16 protein-coding genes are annotated in these 16,199 nt (G+C 66.6%); 9 read left to right on the top strand and 7 right to left on the bottom strand.

Features of this window, described 5'->3' with window-relative positions; translation table 11 throughout:
* Positions 1–26 precede the first annotated feature (26 nt).
* Both AC58D2_RS00430 and acnA read right to left on the bottom strand, forming a co-directional pair.
* Positions 27–1,610, bottom strand: coding sequence for a DUF389 domain-containing protein (locus AC58D2_RS00430; protein WP_497386234.1), 1,584 nt, complete (start codon positions 1,608–1,610; stop codon positions 27–29).
* Entirely contained in the window at positions 1,607–4,282 is a 2,676-nt protein-coding gene (gene acnA, locus AC58D2_RS00435) for an aconitate hydratase AcnA (RefSeq protein ID WP_497386236.1), read from the bottom strand. The genes AC58D2_RS00430 and acnA overlap by 4 nt, the downstream gene beginning before the upstream one ends.
* Before the next feature lie 325 nt (positions 4,283–4,607).
* Between acnA and AC58D2_RS00440 the strand changes: the two genes are divergently transcribed.
* The 5 genes from AC58D2_RS00440 to AC58D2_RS00460 all read left to right on the top strand — a co-directional run bounded on the left by AC58D2_RS00440 (position 4,608) and on the right by AC58D2_RS00460 (position 7,256).
* Positions 4,608–4,856 (top strand): type II toxin-antitoxin system RelE family toxin, encoded by a 249-nt coding sequence (locus AC58D2_RS00440; RefSeq protein ID WP_497386238.1) that lies wholly within the window; start codon positions 4,608–4,610, stop codon positions 4,854–4,856.
* A 12-nt stretch (positions 4,857–4,868) separates the two neighbouring features.
* The gene (locus AC58D2_RS00445; RefSeq protein ID WP_497386240.1) at positions 4,869–5,210 is read left to right on the top strand and encodes a helix-turn-helix transcriptional regulator; all 342 of its coding nucleotides are present in this window, start codon (positions 4,869–4,871) and stop codon (positions 5,208–5,210) included.
* Between the two features lie 416 nt (positions 5,211–5,626).
* A complete protein-coding gene (locus AC58D2_RS00450) occupies positions 5,627–6,292 on the top strand; it encodes a hypothetical protein (RefSeq protein WP_497386242.1) in 666 nt (221 codons plus the stop codon).
* Between the two features lie 101 nt (positions 6,293–6,393).
* Complete coding sequence (locus tag AC58D2_RS00455; RefSeq protein WP_497386244.1) at positions 6,394–7,041, top strand: DUF2975 domain-containing protein; 648 nt, start codon at positions 6,394–6,396, stop codon at positions 7,039–7,041.
* A complete protein-coding gene (locus AC58D2_RS00460; RefSeq protein ID WP_497386246.1) occupies positions 7,041–7,256 on the top strand; it encodes a helix-turn-helix domain-containing protein in 216 nt (71 codons plus the stop codon). The genes AC58D2_RS00455 and AC58D2_RS00460 overlap by 1 nt, the downstream gene beginning before the upstream one ends.
* A 71-nt stretch (positions 7,257–7,327) precedes the next feature.
* Here AC58D2_RS00460 and AC58D2_RS00465 read toward each other — a convergent pair whose 3' ends face one another.
* Both AC58D2_RS00465 and AC58D2_RS00470 read right to left on the bottom strand, forming a co-directional pair.
* Positions 7,328–8,344 (bottom strand): LacI family DNA-binding transcriptional regulator, encoded by a 1,017-nt coding sequence (locus AC58D2_RS00465; protein WP_497386248.1) that lies wholly within the window; start codon positions 8,342–8,344, stop codon positions 7,328–7,330.
* 45 nt (positions 8,345–8,389) lie between these two features.
* A complete protein-coding gene (locus AC58D2_RS00470; RefSeq protein ID WP_497386250.1) occupies positions 8,390–10,057 on the bottom strand; it encodes a CHASE domain-containing protein in 1,668 nt (555 codons plus the stop codon).
* 195 nt (positions 10,058–10,252) lie between these two features.
* Between AC58D2_RS00470 and AC58D2_RS00475 the strand changes: the two genes are divergently transcribed.
* The 4 genes from AC58D2_RS00475 to AC58D2_RS00490 all read left to right on the top strand — a co-directional run bounded on the left by AC58D2_RS00475 (position 10,253) and on the right by AC58D2_RS00490 (position 13,468).
* Entirely contained in the window at positions 10,253–10,906 is a 654-nt protein-coding gene (locus tag AC58D2_RS00475; protein ID WP_497386252.1) for a glutathione S-transferase family protein, read from the top strand.
* 81 nt (positions 10,907–10,987) lie between these two features.
* Positions 10,988–11,458, top strand: coding sequence for a hypothetical protein (locus AC58D2_RS00480; RefSeq protein WP_497386254.1), 471 nt, complete (start codon positions 10,988–10,990; stop codon positions 11,456–11,458).
* An 85-nt stretch (positions 11,459–11,543) separates the two neighbouring features.
* Positions 11,544–12,941 (top strand): methyl-accepting chemotaxis protein, encoded by a 1,398-nt coding sequence (locus tag AC58D2_RS00485; RefSeq protein WP_497386256.1) that lies wholly within the window; start codon positions 11,544–11,546, stop codon positions 12,939–12,941.
* Between the two features lie 104 nt (positions 12,942–13,045).
* Positions 13,046–13,468, top strand: coding sequence for a DUF4304 domain-containing protein (locus AC58D2_RS00490; protein WP_497386258.1), 423 nt, complete (start codon positions 13,046–13,048; stop codon positions 13,466–13,468).
* A gap of 268 nt (positions 13,469–13,736) precedes the next feature.
* On the opposite strand, the gene AC58D2_RS00495 is transcribed toward AC58D2_RS00490, so the two are convergent.
* From AC58D2_RS00495 to AC58D2_RS00505, 3 genes are all read right to left on the bottom strand, one after another.
* Positions 13,737–14,582, bottom strand: a complete 846-nt coding sequence (locus AC58D2_RS00495) for an AAA family ATPase (protein ID WP_497386260.1) — start codon at positions 14,580–14,582, stop codon at positions 13,737–13,739.
* Between the two features lie 187 nt (positions 14,583–14,769).
* Complete coding sequence (locus AC58D2_RS00500) at positions 14,770–15,441, bottom strand: DUF6975 family protein (protein WP_497386262.1); 672 nt, start codon at positions 15,439–15,441, stop codon at positions 14,770–14,772.
* Between the two features lie 285 nt (positions 15,442–15,726).
* Positions 15,727–16,038, bottom strand: a complete 312-nt coding sequence (locus tag AC58D2_RS00505; protein ID WP_497386264.1) for a PspC domain-containing protein — start codon at positions 16,036–16,038, stop codon at positions 15,727–15,729.
* Between the last annotated feature and the right edge of the window lie 161 nt (positions 16,039–16,199).

Genomic DNA, 16,199 nt, shown 5'->3' on the forward strand with positions numbered 1-16,199 from the left:
CGCCGCTATCCAGAATGCGGTATCCGCTATTGAGCGGAGTCGGGCAATTGCCATTTGGCGGTCGCCGTTCCGTCGCCATCCTTCGCATCGTCGGCAACCGTCGCACCCGCGCCGTCGCTCGCCAGGGTTTTGTGCAGCATCGCGGCGCCGGGGCCATCGAGTTCGACCGGCAGGGTGCCGCGCATTACGGCCCAGCGCAGCAATTGGTAGTTCGCCGCCGATCCCTCGGCGATCTTGTCGTCGGCGACGTCGACCGAGGGCAGGGGCAGCGCGGGCGGCACCAGTTCGATCGTCCAGCCCGGGCGCGCCTTTTGCAGACGGAGTTCGAGGGCGCGATAGGCAGCGAGCCCGGCGTCGGGCAGCTGCGCCGCGCGCACCGTCGCGCGCTTCTTTTCATTGTCGACCGTGACGTCGCCTTCGCCAACGCCGGCGAGCAGCGCGAGATCGTGACTGATATTGGCATTGTCCCGCTCGGTCCGGGCGGCGATGTCGCGCATCTGTTCCATATTGCTGCGTGCCGCGGCGAGGTCGACCGAGGCGCCGATCAGATATTGGTCGAGGGTCACGCTCGCGTCGCGGCCCAGCCGCTTTTCGATCGCGGCCTCGACCTTGGTATCGGCGCCCTGCTGTGCGGCGCGGGTCAGGATCGATGCCTGCACCACGATCGGCGATCCCGTCGCGTCGACGGCGAAGTCGGTGATCCGGCTCGGGCTGGGAAAGACATCACGGATCGCGGCACGCGCCTGGGTCTGCACGGTCGCTTCCCATGCGATTTGCCGCAGCGAAAAGCCGAGCGGCACCGCGAGCAGCAGGAAAGAGGCGACGATGACGAACGTCTGCCAGCGCGTCTGGTCGGGCGACAGGGTAGCCGAAAAGCCATAGGCGCGCGCGACGATCGCCGCCGCGAGCGCGATCGTCATGAAGTTGGTGAAGAAGAGCATCAGCGCCCCGCCGAAAATGCTCCATTGCGCGGTCGCCAGGCCGAAGGCGACGACCGCGAGCGGCGGCATCAGCGCGGTGGCGATCGCGACGCCGATGATCGTCCCTTCACGCCCGCGAACGACGGCATAGGCACCCGCGAGCGCCGAGAAGAGGGCGACGCCGAGGTCGAACAGGTTGGGGCGCGTGCGCGCCGCGATCTCGCTGGTCACCGCCTCGAGCGGCGAAGCCTTGACGATCAGGACGCACAGGAGCAGTGCGACGAGCACCCCGCCCATCAGCGTCCGGACGCAATCCTTCATCCAGCGGAAATCGCCGGTTGCGATCGCAAAGCCGAGTGCGATGATCGGACCCATCAAGGGCGCGAGCAACATCGCGCCGATGATTACCGCGACGCTGTTCTGGAGCAGGCCGAGGATCGCAATTGCCGCCGACATGGCGGTCATGAAGGCGAAACGGTTCGACCAGTCGCCGTCGTGACCGATTTTCTCTATCACCGCGACCTGGTCGATCTGCGCGACCTCTTCGGCCCAGCGCTCGCGGAAATTGACGATGCGGCGAAGCAGCGTCCAGCGCCAATGTTTCGCGGTCCCGCTCACCTTGTCGGCGACCGTTCCCTTGACATCGTCGGCGATCTGGTCCGTCGCCGGCTCCGCCGCCTTTTCGGTCACGCAGCGAGTTTCCTCAGCACATAGTGCAGGATGCCGCCGTTCATATAATATTCGAGCTCGTTCGCGGTATCGATCCGGCAGAGCGTGTCGAAGCTGAAGGTCGAACCGTCGGGGCGCGTGACCTCGACCGTCACCGTCTGGCGCGGCTTGAGGTCGGCGATGCCGGTGATGGTGAAGCTGTCGTCACCGGTCAGGCCCAGGGTTTCGCGCGTGTCGCCGTCCTGGAACTGGAGCGGGAGCACGCCCATGCCGACGAGGTTGGAGCGGTGGATGCGCTCGAAGCTCTCGACGATCACCGCGCGGACGCCGAGGAGGTTCGTGCCCTTTGCCGCCCAGTCGCGCGACGAGCCGGTGCCATATTCCTTGCCCGCGACGACGACGAGCGGGGTGCCGTCGACCTTGTAGCGCATCGCGACGTCGTAGATCGGCAGGATTTCGTCGCCGTAGCGCGACATGCCGCCTTCGACGCCGGGGACCATTTCGTTGCGGATGCGGATGTTGGCGAAGGTGCCGCGCATCATGACGTCGTGGTGGCCGCGGCGTGAGCCGTAGCTGTTGAAGTCGGCCTTGTTAACCTGATGTTCCATAAGCCATTTTCCGGCCGGGCTGTCCGCCTTGATGCTGCCCGCGGGGCTGATGTGGTCGGTGGTGATGCTGTCGCCGAGGATCGCGAGCGGCTTTGCGCCGACGATATCGGCGACCGGCGCCGGGGTCATTTCCATGCCGTCGAAATAGGGCGGGTTGGCGACATAGGTGCTCCCCGCGCGCCACTGATAGGTGTCGCTGCCTTCGACCTCGATCTTTTGCCAATGCTCGTCGCCCTTGTAGACATGGGCGTAGCGCGCCTCAAACATGTCGCGGTCGACCGCGCCGGCGATCGCGTCCGACACTTCCTGATTGGTCGGCCAGATGTCGGCGAGGAACACGTCCTGGCCGTCCTTGTCCTGTCCGATCGGGGTCGAGGTGAAATCCTGCGTCACCGTGCCCTTGAGCGCATAGGCGACGACGAGCGGCGGCGAGGCGAGGAAATTCGCGCGCACGTCGGGCGACACGCGGCCTTCGAAGTTGCGGTTGCCCGACAGGACCGACGCGGCGACGATGTCGTTGCCGTTGATCGCCGACGAGATCGGTTCGGCGAGCGGCCCCGAATTGCCGATGCAGGTCGTGCAGCCATAGCCGACGAGGTTGTAGCCGATCGCGTCGAGATGATCCTGAAGGCCCGCCTTTTCCAGATAGTCGGTCACGACCTGCGACCCCGGCGCGAGCGACGTCTTGACCCACGGCTTGGGCTTCAGCCCGCGCTCGTTCGCCTTTTTGGCGACGAGCCCCGCGGCGATCATCACGCCGGGGTTCGAGGTGTTGGTGCAGCTGGTGATCGCGGCGATCACGACGTCGCCGTCGCCGATGTCGTGGTCCTTGCCCGCGACCGGCACGCGCTTGGCCGCATCCTTGTTGTAGAGTTTCTTGAGGTCGGCGTTGAACACGTCGTCGACTTCGGTCAGCACGACCTTGTCCTGCGGGCGCTTCGGCCCGGCGAGGCTGGGGACGACGCTGGCCATGTCGAGCTCGAGCGTGTCGGTGAAGACGGGGTCGGGCATGCCGGCGTGGCGCCACAGCCCCTGCGCCTTCGCATAGGCCTCGACGAGCGCGATATTGTCCTCGCTGCGGCCGGTCAGGCGCATGTAGTCGAGCGTCTTGTCGTCGATGCCGAAAAAGCCGCAGGTCGCGCCATATTCGGGCGCCATATTGGCGAGCGTCGCGCGGTCGGCGAGGCTGAGGCTGTCGAGGCCGGGGCCGTAATATTCGACGAAGCGCCCGACGACGCCCTTGGCGCGCAGCATCTGCGTCGCGGTGAGCACGAGGTCGGTCGCGGTCACGCCTTCCTTGAGCTGACCCGTCAGCTTGAAGCCGACGACCTCGGGGATCAGCATCGACACCGGCTGGCCGAGCATCGCGGCCTCGGCCTCGATCCCGCCCACGCCCCAGCCGAGCACGCCCAAACCGTTGATCATCGTCGTGTGGCTGTCGGTACCGACGCAGGTGTCGGGATAGGCGACGGTGGTGCCGTCGGCATCCTCGCTCGACCACACCGCCTGCGCGATATGTTCGAGGTTGACCTGGTGGCAGATGCCGGTGCCCGGGGGCACCGCCTTGAAATTGTCGAGGCTCTTCGACCCCCATTTCAGGAAGTCATAGCGTTCGCCGTTGCGATAATATTCGATCTCGACATTCTTTTCGAACGCCTTGGGCGTACCGAATTCGTCGACCATGACCGAGTGGTCGATGACGAGGTGGACGGGGACGAGCGGGTTGATCTTCGACGTGTTGCCGCCCAGCTTTGCGATCGCGTCGCGCATCGCGGCCAGATCGACGACGCAGGGAACGCCGGTGAAATCCTGAAGCAGCACGCGCGCCGGGCGATACTGGATCTCGCGGCTCGATTTGGGGTCCGACTGCCAGTCGATCAGTGCCTGCACGTCATCGGTCGACACCGTGAAGCCGCCATCCTCGAAGCGCAGCAGATTTTCGAGCAGCACCTTCATGCTGAAGGGCAGCCGCGACACGTCGCCGAGCTTCGCCGCCGCCTTGTCGAGCGAATAATAGGCATAGGTCTTGCCGCCGACGTCGAGCGTCGAGCGGGTTCCAAGCGTGTCGTGGCCGGTGGTGGTCATGTGCAGTTCCCTTGTCGGGCGCGGCGGGGAATGACGACCCGCAAGCCCGGCCGGGAGAGCGGGGCAAAGGGGAGTCGCGCGCGCGGTTTATGTTCGGCGCCTCCCTACGCCGGAGGGCGGGAAATGCAAGGGGGTGGGGGTGGGTTGGTTCACGCGGAGACGCAGAGACGCGGAGGGGAACGGGTGCTTTTCCCTTCCTCGTCACCCGGACTTGATCCGGGGTCCATGCGGCAACTTCGAAAAGTTGGACCCCGGAGCAAGTCCGGGGTGACGAAAAGGAGCGTAGTTCTTGACTACATTGTAGTCATAGACTACACACATTCCAATGAAGCCGATCAGCTACACGCGATCCGCGATCAAGGCGCTGCGGCGCATGCCCGCCAACACATCGGCGCGGATTGTCGGCAAGATCGAGGCCTATGCCGCCGACCCCGCGTCGCAGGTGAATAATGTGAAGGCGCTGAAGGGGCGCGACGGCGTCCGGCTGCGCGTGGGCGGCTGGCGCGTGATCATGGAAGATGGCGTCGTGCTGGCGGTGCTCGAAATCGGCCCGCGTGGCAGCGTCTATGAATGAAGGACTGATCGCATGAACAAGATGGTGACTATCCCCCGCGAAGAATATGACCGCCTGCGCGAAGCGGCCGAGGATCTGGCCGACCTGCGCGCCTATGACGGCGCCAAGGCGGCGCTGGCGGCGGGCGAGGAGGAACTGGTGCCCGCCGACTATGCCAAACGATTGATCGCGGGCGAAAGCCCCTTGCGCGTCTGGCGCGAACTGCGCGGTCTGTCGCAGGTGGGGTTGGGAAAGGCGTCGGGGGTCAACCGGGTGCAGATCGCCGACATCGAGGCGGGGCGCGGCAAGGGGTCGGTGGAGACGGCGCGCAAGCTGGCCGACGCGTTGGGGGTTAGGGTGGACGATCTGGTTTGAGGGCCCGCTCAAGCGAGGCGCTATGGCGACAGGTGCAATAGCCGCCAAGCCATCGCATGAACGCACGGCCGTCTCGCCCAGTCGCTGCTTTCCAGCTCAACTCCTGATCCGGAGTCCATGACCTCGGCGCCGCGGTGGATCCCGGATCAAGTCCGGAATGACGCATGAGGGCGGGTTTGAATATTTCGCTTTCCTACATTATCCAAATAGGTTCAAAATCATCTCGATTCATTCCAGGGCGATTCGGAGGTGAAGCTATGGGCCGGAACGTGGAGCGGGATTCGCGGGCGAAAGCGGAGGACGAAAAAGGAGCTGAGGGGCACGGCGCCCACCCCGCTGCGACCAGCCAGCGCGCGAGCAACTCTCGCTGCCCCTCCCCGGAAGGCGAGGGGGCGAGCGGGGGCGCGAATCCGTGGATGCCGGGGTTGCGGGTGCGGGGCGATGGGTGGACGGCGGTGCGGACGCGGGTGTTTCTGGCTTCGCTGACGCAGGCGGGATGCGTCACCGATGCGGCGCGGGTGGCGGGGGTAAGCCGCAAATCGGTGAACGACGCGCGGCGGCGCTTTGCCAAATTCGATCGCGCCTGTGCGGAGGCGGTCGCGAAGGCGAAGCGCGGGCTTGAAGCGGTGGCGCACCAGCGTGCGGTCGAGGGACGCGAAATGATCATCTATCGGGGCGGCAAGGAGGTCGAGCGGCGGGTGATGCCGTCGGATTCGATCCTTGCGTTGCTGCTGAAGCGTGGCGAACTCGGCGGGCCGGACGCCCCGGGGGTCGCGGTGCCGGGGCAGCGGCGCTACGATCCCGAAGCGACGATCACCGCCGCCGAGCATTTCGAGGGCTGGCGCTTCGACCCCCGGGGCGTCAAATATTTCCATCCGACGAGCGCGATCGCCAGGCTGGGGGACAAGCTGCGCATGATGCAAGCCGCGGTCGCGCGCGAAGAGGCCGAAACCGGCGAATGCCGCCGCTGCCACCAGCCGATGCCGGCCGAGGTCCGCGCGCGTCTGGCCGAGCGGGACGATTGGGCGCTGGATGGCGGCGAGGACGGCGGCGCGAACGGAGGGGCGGGCTGGACGGATTGAGCGGTCATGTCGTCAAACAGCGATTAATTTATGTAAAACATAAAAATATCATTGTATGATGATGAATGGCGAGGTATGGCATCGGGCGAAAGGATCCTCCCATGCCGACTCGCCTGCTTCGCCTTCTGCTGACCATCGCGCTGGGGCTCTCCCTGTTCGGGTTATTGCTCGGGCTCGGCTTCTGGGCCTTTGCCTTTGCGACGGGGCAGCCGGTGCAGACGACGCTGCCCATCGTCACCGACACGCCGGCGCGCACGATGCCGGTGCTCGATGCGGCGGGACGCGCGGTGGGGCAGATGGTCTTCGATCATGGGCAGCTCGACGTCGGCGCGGGGGGCACCGGATACCGGCTGTTCCAGGGGATCGACCTGATCGTCGGCGGCGGGCTGTGGATCGCGATGCTGGTGCTGCTGCGGCGGCTGGCGGGATCGGTGGGGGCAGGGTCGCCCTTCGCGCGCCCCAATGTCCGGCGGTTGCGGCTGATCGGCGGCGCGATGATCGCGCTCTTCGCCTGGCGCATCGCGAGCGAGGTGCTCGCGCAGCTGATCCTGCTGCGGCAGGTGGTGCCGGGCGATGCCGGGACGCTGCTGCTCGCGTCGGTGTCGGCGGGCGAGGCGGGGAAACAGGCGGTGCGGATCGACCTGTCGCTCGACCCGACCTTGCTGCTCGTCGGGCTGGGCGTGCTCGCGCTGGCCGAGGCGTTCGGCGCCGGCGCGGCGCTGCGCGAGGAGAATGAGGGGTTCCTCTGATGGCGATCGTGGTCAACCTCGATGTGATGCTGGCACGGCGCAAGATGTCGCTGAGCGAACTGTCCGGGCGCGTCGGCCTGTCGCTGACCAACCTGTCGCTGCTGAAGACGGGAAAGGTGAAGGGCGTGCGCTTCGCGACGCTCGAGGCGATCTGCGCGGCGCTCGACTGTCAGCCGGGCGATATCCTGGAATATCGGGACGCGGAGGCGGAGTGATGTGGGGCGACGCGTCGCTGCTGGCGTTCGCGCTGGCATGGCGCGGCGGGATATTCAAACGCGCGCGGCGTTCAGGCGGTGCCGCGGACCGCGAGGCGGACGGGGATGCGGGTGCCGCTGCGGCTGTGGTCGGCGTCTTCGAGCGCCATCGCGACGAGCGCCTCGCCCGCGGCGTCGAGGTCGGGCTCGAGCGTGGTGAGCGCGGGGTCGGCGAGGGTGCCGGCGCGGATGCCGTCGAACCCGATCAGCGCGACGTCGCCGGGGACGCTGCGCCCCATCTCCTTGATCCCCTGAAGCACTCCCAGCGCGAGCATGTCGCTGGCGGCGAAGATGCCGTCGATGCCCGGATGCGCGGCGAGCAGCTCGCGCGCGGCGGCGACGCCCTGGGCATGGCGGTCGGGGCCGGCCGGCGGCTCGGCGATGACCGGGACGATACCGCGCGCGGCAAGCGCGGCGGTAAAGCCGTCGCGGCGCTCGTCGAACTGGCGCTGGGGCGAGCGTTGCGGCCCGACGAAGGCCAGGGTGCGGCGCCCGCGCGCGACGAGATGCTCGGCGGCGAGGCGGCCGCCGATGTCGTTATCGCTGCGCATCCAGTGGAAGGGATCGCCGGGGCTGCCCCAGCAGGTGAAGTCGAACCCGCTCGCCTGTGCCTGTGCGAAATAGTCCCACGCGGGGCGGTTGCTGGTCGTGCCGATGACGATCATCGCGTCGGCAAGCCCCGAGGCGACGAAATCGGCGCGGAAATTGGCCTCGCTCTCCTGGAAGCTGACGAGCAGGTTGAAGCCGCGCGCCGAGGTCGCGGCGGCGATGCTGCCGAGGAGCGCGAAATAGAAGGGGTTGATCGCGCTGCGGTCCTCGCCGGGGCGGCAGATGGTGACGAGGGCGATCGTCTCGCTGCTCTTGAGGCGGAGCGACGAGGCATGGCGGTCGACGACATAGCCTAGCTCGCGCGCGGCAGCGGACACGCGGGCCCGGGTTTCGGCGTTGACGCCGGGACTGTTCCTGAGCGCGCGCGAAACGGTCGATTGCGACACGCCCGCGCGCTCGGCGACGTCGAACGAAGTTGGTCGCAATAGCTTTCCGGTCACCCTGCCACTCCCTTGCGGCTTCTGTTGCCGGGGCGCGGGGGCTTGTCAATCCGCCGCTGGAGCGGCGGGCCAGCGGATGACGACCGACAGGCTGCGATCGGCCGCCGTACGCTCCCAGCTTCCCTTGAGCTGGCGTTCGATCATCGAGCGGATGAAGTGGGTGCCGAAACTTTCGCTGTCGATCTGTGGCGTCGCGGGCAGGTCGCTTTCGGTCCAGTCGAGCCGGACGCGCCCCGCATCGCACGACCAGCCGACCGCGAGCTCGCCCTTGCCCGCGAGCGCGCCATATTTGATGCTGTTGGTCACGAGTTCGTGCACCGCGAGCGCGATCGCCTGGGCCCCTTCGTCGTCGAGCCGCACCTCGGGCCCGGTCAGCGTCGCGAGGCGGTCGGCGGGCCAGCCGGCGATGTCGAGTTCGCGCCGGACGATGTCGCCGAGTTCGACGCTGTCGACCGCACCGGTGACCAGCATCTGCTTTGCGTCGGACAGCGCGCGCAGCCGCCCGTCGAAGCGCGCCTCGAAATCGTCGAGGTCGCTCGATTCGCGCAGCGTGATGCGTGCGAGCGCGCCGATGCGCGCAAAGGCGTTCTTCATGCGATGCGCCATCTCGCCGATCATCAGCTCGCGATCTTCGGCATGGCGCGCCTTTTCGGCGGCGAGCGCGCGGAAGGCGCCGATGCGGCGATGCTGGAGCTTGTGGAGCTGGATCGCGAGGAAGGCGAGCGCGATGCCGAAGAGCAGGATCGCGAGCGGCCGCCCGAGCCGATCGATGAAGCGGCCGTAGGAGATGCGCATCACCCATTGCCGGTCGGCAAGCTGCAAGCGTTGCTCGTGCGCGTCCCAGCCGATGCGGCCGCGCGCGAAGATACGCTCTGCCCTCGGCCCCTCGCCGGCGTAGATTTCGATCCCGTCGAGCCGGTCGAGTTCCGGACCGAGCACCGCGTCGATCAGGTCGTCGATCCGGTAGGGAGCATAGACGAACCCCTCGATCGGATGGGCACCGCGCCTGGTCGCGACGATGTCGTCGCCAGCATCCTGGTCGTCGAAACGCGCGGGGGGCGCTGGGCGCAGCGCCTCTTCGCGCGTCGTGACCTTCGCATAGACCGGAACATAGATGAGGAATCCCGGCTGCTTGGCACGGGCCCGGCTTTCCTGGACCAGCTCGACAATCCCGCTCGCCGCGGGCTGACCGGTCTGCCAGGCGCGCCGCATCGCCTCTCGCCGCACCGGTTCGCTGTACATGTCATAGCCCAGCGCGGCATGATTGCGGACGCTGTCGGGTTCGATCAGGATGATCGGAAAGGCGATCGGCTGGTCGGTCGCGGGCCACGGGCGCAGCACCTGTCCGTAATTTTCGCGCAGCCGATCCTCGACCGCGGTCGAATCGCCTGGCCGCATCGCGATCGCGATCCCCACCCCCTGCATTCCCGGCGCCCGCTTTTGCGGTTGCAGCGCGGCGAGATAGGCGCGGATGCCGGGGCCGTTTTCGACCATGTCCGACTGATAAAGCGCCCGCACCCCTTCGAGCACGCCGAGCTGGTCGCGCAGATGCCCGTTCACGAGCATCGCGACGCGCGCCGCCTGATCGGCCTCCTGCGCCTTGTTGTAGAAGAAGCTGGCGCCGGCGATGGCCAGTGCCCCGAGCATGATCACAAGCCCTATGGCGCGCACCGACAGGGCCATCAGCCGATCTGCCCAGACGGATGGGCGCATTGGATTTATCCTGTTTCGTGGCTGCCCCTGCAGCGCCCCCGGGAACGCCGACTCTTCCACGCCAAACGGCTGATAGCAAGCGGCTTTTGCCCGGCGCCGGGCGACGGTCGCGACAAAGGCTCGCCTCGTCGGGACGGGTTGCGGTTCGAAACGCATCGCCTATGGTGCGCGCGCGTCAGGAAGAGGATGGGTTCGATGATCATTTACGGTTCGGTGGTGTCGCCTTTCGTGCGGAAATTGCTCGCCTATCTGGGCGAGAAGGGGATCGGGTTCGAGTTGAAGGGCGTGGGCATCGGCGATCCCGATCCCGGATTCCGCGCCGCGTCGCCGCTCGGCAAGATGCCGGCGATGGACGACGATGGCTTCCTCCTCGCCGATTCGAGCGCGATCATCCATTATCTGGAGGCTAAGCACCCCGAACCCGCGCTGATCCCCGCCGACCCGCAGGAGCGCGGGCGCGTGATCTGGTGGGACGAATTCGGCGACACGGTGTTCGCGGCGTGCAGCGGCAAGATGTTCTTCAACCGGATCGTCGCCCCGAAGTTCCTGGGACGCGACGGCGACCTGGCCGCCGCGGCGGCGGCCGAGGCCGAGGAACTGCCCAAGCTGCTCGACTATCTGGAAAGCGCGATCCCCGCGTCGGGGTTCCTGGTCGGCGACCGGCTGACCCTGGCCGACCTGGCCGCGGTTTCGCCGCTGATGAACGTCCGGCACTGCGGCACGGTCGCCGATCCCGCGCGCTATCCGAAGATCGCGGCATGGAGCGAGGCGATCCTGTCGCGGCCGAGCCTGGCGCCCTGGGTCGCCAAGGAAGAGCGCATGATCGCGAAGGTGCTGGGTGCCGCCTGAACCGTCCGCCCGTCCTTGCACGGCGCTTATCCTTTCTTAAAAGGCGGGCGATAGGGTCGGACGCGAAGGGGGCCGGGGGCCATGCGACACCAATATCCATTGCCGCTGCATCATAGCTGGCCGCTGTTCGAGCGGGCGCGGCATTTCGATGTCGGCTGGGTCGACCGGGCCGATGTGCGCCCGCGTGCGGCGATGCCGAACGAAGGCGGGCCGGGCGCCGACCTGCTCGCCCAAATGGATATCGGGACGTGGGATTGCGACCTTGCCGACGACCGGCTGAGCTGGTCCGATGCGGTTTACGACCTTTTCGGGTTCCCGCGCGGTGCGCGCGTGTCGCGCGCCGATGCGGTCGCGCGTTATTGCGAGGGATCGCGCGCGGCGATGGAACGGCTGCGCGCGCATGCGATCGCCCATCGCCGCGGTTTCACCCTCGACGTCGAAATCGGTCCAGAGCGCGCCCGGACGCACTGGATCCGGCTGATTGCCGCGCCGGTTTGCGACGACGATCGGGTGGTCGGGCTGCACGGGTTGAAATATCGCCTCCCGGCCTGAACCGCGGGCCATCTGCCCCGGCGAATTGACGCCCCGTTAACCAATCCTTGTCATAGCTTTGCGATCAAATGACGTGGGTGCGCCAATGAAATATGATCCGATCAACCCGGCCCAGCCGGTGCTCGACCAGTCGGTAGCGAGCGACTGCGGCGAACTCGCCGTGGGATGCAGCGAGGCCGCGGGGCGGATCAAGCGTGCGACCGACCAGATGGATCGCCAGATTTCGGAACTCGGGCGGCTCGAGGATTATGTCGTCAGCCTGGAGGCCGACCAGCGCCAGATCGCCGATTCGACCGACGAGGCCAAGCTGCTGTCCGCGCGCGCCTGCGAACAGCTCGACGCCGGAGCCGAGCGCGTCAACGGCGCGGTGACCGAATTCCGTTCGGTGATCGACCTCGTCGCGCGGCTCGGCACCCATGTCACCAATTTCGCCGCGGTGATGGAGCAGGTGCAGCAGGTGAGCCAGTCGATCGAACAGATCGCCAAGACCACCAATATGCTGGCGCTCAATGCCGCGATCGAGGCCGAGCGCGCGGGGGATGCCGGGCGCACCTTCGCCGTCGTCGCCGCCGAGGTGAAGAAGCTGGCGCAGAATACCCGCGGCGCAACCGATGAAATCCGCCGCTCGATCGGCAGCCTTTCGACCGAGGCGAGCGGGCTGGTCGCCGAAATCCAGTCGGGGGTCGAGCAGTCGAGCCGCGCCGAAGCGCAGTTCGAGACGATCACCGACGCGCTGCACGATGCGACGCACCTCGTCGCGCTGCTCGACGACCAGAGCGACCGCATCGCGCAGTCGAGCGCGATGGTTCATGCCAACGGGGCGAAAGTGCGCGAGGCGATGGACCGCGTCGTCACGTCGGTCCGCGACAATAGCTCGACGCTGGAGGCGACGCGCGATTCGATCCTGTCGATGGAGAATGTATCGAACCGCATGTTCAACGCCGTGATCTCGGCCGGGGTCAGCCCGCGCGATTCGGCGGTGGTCGACCTGGCGGCGCGGGTGCGCGACGAATTCGTCGCGATCGCCGAAGCCGCGCTGGCGAAGGGCGAGCTGACGATGGAACAGCTCTTCGACACCGATTACGTGCGCGTGCCGGGGTCGAACCCCGAGCGTTTCCGCACCAGCCTGTGCGACTGGGCCGATGCCAACTGGCGGCCGCTGTTCGATCGCACCGTGGCCAGCCATCCCGAAATCAAGATGTCGTCGGCGGGCGACATGAACGGCTTTCTGCCGACGCATATCACCGACTGCTCGCGCGCACCGACCGGCGAGATCGAGCACGACACCGCGCATTGCCGCAACGGCCGCATCCTCTATGACGAGACCGACGCCGCGGCCAAGCGCAGCACCGCGCCGTTCTTCATGACCGTCTATCGCCAGGAAGGCGACGGCATCAACTATATCACGGTCCGCAACGTCTATATGCCCGTCGTGATCGGCGGCCGCCGCTGGGGCGACGTCGAGGTCGCGTACCAGCTTTGAAGGGCAGAGGCCTGCGCGGCGGGAACAAATTCGACGCTGACGGCAATGGCCGTTTTGGGGTGGGAAGTGGACGGAAGCGCGAATAGGTTTGGCACGGAGGACAAATGCCGGGCCCACACGACAAGATCATTGCCAATGCCGCGAAAGCCGTGCTCAGGCCCATAGGCTTTCAGCGCAAGGGGCAGTCGCGCTTATGGTTATTCGATCATTCTTGGTGGCTCGCTGTTGTCGAGTTCCAGCCAAGCTCATGGAGCAAGGGCAGCTATCTTAACGTCGCTGCCCATTGGCTCTGGACGGACATCGGCACGATCAGCTTCGACTTCGGCGGGCGCTTAGAAGGCTTCGAGGAATACGCATCGGATGAACAGTTCGCTGTGGCGGTCGCGCGCCTCGCCGATAAGGCGGCCGACGAAGCACGGCGACTTGCGGCAATGTTTAGTTCCCTAGCCGATACGGCCGAGATTCTCCTGGAACGGGCGCGGACCGGAGAACGGCAGGCACCGGGGCATCCCGGTTGGATGGCCTAAAACGCCGGGGTCGCCGCAGGGCTAGCCGGGCGTAACGATGAAGCAACCGAAATGTTCGGCAGTGTGTTGAATACCTCCGGGGGTCAAACGTCGGTGCTTCATCAGAAGGCCGCGCACATGTCCAAGCTCACGTCGGACCCGGCAAAGTTAAGACAAGACGCTGCTTCAACGATCGCTCAACAAAGAGAAACTTTACGGCTGTCGCCGTGGGACGCGTCACAGCTTTGATGGCAGCTATCGGTCGATTCCCGACGTCCTGATTTCTCGCCTAGCTTCCCTGGCGCCGCGCCATGAAGGCGAGCTTTTCGAACAGCATCACATCCTGTTCGTTCTTGAGCAGCGCGCCGTGCAAGGGGGGGATCGCCTTGCCGACGTCGCGGTTCTGGAGCACCTCGAGCGGCATGTCCTCGGCCAGCAGCAGCTTCAGCCAGTCGATCAGTTCGCTCGTCGACGGCTTTTTCTTGAGCCCAGGCACGTCGCGGACGTCGTAGAAAATGTCCATCGCGCGGCTGACGAGCGTCTTCTGGATGCCGGGGAAGTGGACCTCGACGATTTCTGCCATCGTGTCGCGGTCGGGGAATTTGATATAGTGGAAGAAGCAGCGGCGCAGGAAGGCGTCGGGCAGTTCCTTTTCATTGTTCGAGGTGATGACGACGATCGGGCGTTCCCTTGCGGTGATCGTTTCGTCGGTTTCATAGACGTGGAACGCCATGCGATCGAGTTCCTGAAGCAGGTCGTTCGGAAATTCGATGTCGGCCTTGTCGATCTCGTCGATCAGGAGGACGGGGAGCCTTGGCGCGGTGAACGCCTCCCACAGCTTGCCCTTCCTGATATAGTTGCGGATGTCGTGGACGCGCTCTTCACCGAGCTGGCCGTCGCGCAGGCGCGCGACCGCATCATATTCGTAGAGTCCCTGCTGCGCCTTCGTCGTCGACTTGATGTTCCAGGTAATCAGCGGTGCGTCGAAGGCCTTGGCCACCTCTTCGGCGAGGACGGTCTTGCCGGTTCCGGGCTCGCCCTTCACGAGCAGCGGGCGACGCAGCATCGTCGCGGCGTTGACCGCGACCTTCAGATCCTCGGTCGCGATATAGGCGCTGGTACCTTCGAAACGCATGGCGTCGCTGCCTTTCCCTTAACGTGAACGTCAACTCGGGATCGGCATAGCGGGGGCAGGGGAAGGGTGCAAGCCACGGGCGTCGCCCCCGCGAAGGCGGGGGGCCGTTGTCGTCACCACATCGAGGTTGGAACGAGGCACCCGGCGGCCCCCGCCGTCGCGGGAGAGACGGTTTAGGGTCCTGACCCTAGCTATGCGCGCGGGCCGCGGCGCGCGCCGAGAGCAGGTCCCAGAGCCCGCTATGCTGGGCGATGAGCTGCTGCGCGCCGAAGCTCATCGCGCGTTCGGTCGCGGGGCCGTCGGCGACCGCCGCCGCGAGCCGGGCGGTGCCCGGCAGGTCGGGCAGCGTGCAACGCGGCGGCGCCATGTCGAGCCGCTGTGCGCTGATGTCGAGCAGGACGCGGATCGTCCGCCAGTCGAGCGTCAGGGCTATCGCGGCGCCGAGCGCGCAGCCGTTGCGATCGGATTCGGCGAGCATGTCGAGCGCCTTGCACTGCGCGGCGACCGCGGCTTCGCACTGGTCCTGGCCGGGGGTGCTCGGCACCGGGCCGACCGCCGCCGCAATCTTGGACAGAAAGGCGCGTTCCTGTGCGAAGGCCTGCGCCGCTTCGTCGAGCCAGCGGCGCGCGGCGCCGTCGACCGCCTTGCGTGCGGCGCCGTCGATCACGCCGGGATGCCGGCCGTGGAGAAGGCAGAGGAAATGGACGGCATCGGCAAGGTTGCGCATCGCATCGGGGCTGTTCGAGAGCGCGCCGCCCTTGACGTGCGGATGCGCGCCGGTGCCCTCGCTGGCGACCAGCGCATCGAGCAGTTCGGCGACGCTGCGCGTCTCGGTCCGGGGCTGGGTCGACTGGCTCAAACGCTTTGTCCTCACACGTCGCGGCGGGACAAGCGCCCCCCGCGCGATTTCATGGCAAGGAACGACCATAGGCCATCGTCGTAAACGTCGCGTTTATAAGCGCCCCGGAAATATCGGGCCGATGTCCCGCTTGGGGACGGGCGGTGGCCTTTTCACGACAAAGGACCGGCAAGCCGTCTGGAAGGCATGCCGGTCCTTTCGGGTGCGGCCCGTGGATGGTCGGGCCGCGGGCGCCGGGGCGGGCAAGGCGGGGAGAGGGAAGGCCCGCCGGCCCCGGCGATCGGGTCAGGCCGCGAGCGCGAGCTCCTCGCGCTTGCCGGCCGCGGGCGCTTCGCCCTCGATCGCGGTGAGCGCGGCGGCCGTGCCGCTGGTCCGGCGTTCCGGGAAGATCAGGCGCGAGGCGAGCACGACGCCGCCGAGCAGGAAATAGGCGATGAAGCTCTGCATCGGGAAGAAGAAGAGCGGCGCGATGAAGGCAAGGCGCAGCCACAGCGGGTTGAAGCCGAAGTCCTGGCCCACGGCCTCGCAGATCCCGAAGAAGGTGTCGCGGCGGCGGAAGAGATTGGTGGTTTCGCTGTCCATTTTTTCGTCTTTCATCCTGGCGGCGGGCCTCCCCCGCGCTCATGCCCCATGCTTCGCAAGGGGTGTGCCAAATTCACCTATGCCCCGATTTCCCGGGCTTTTGCCGTGTCGCCCGTACGGTGATGCGCGATCGAGGTCGGAAAATTTCCCATCAATCGGTAAATGTTGCCATCGAT

The organism is Sphingopyxis sp. CR5 (assembly GCF_059693785.1).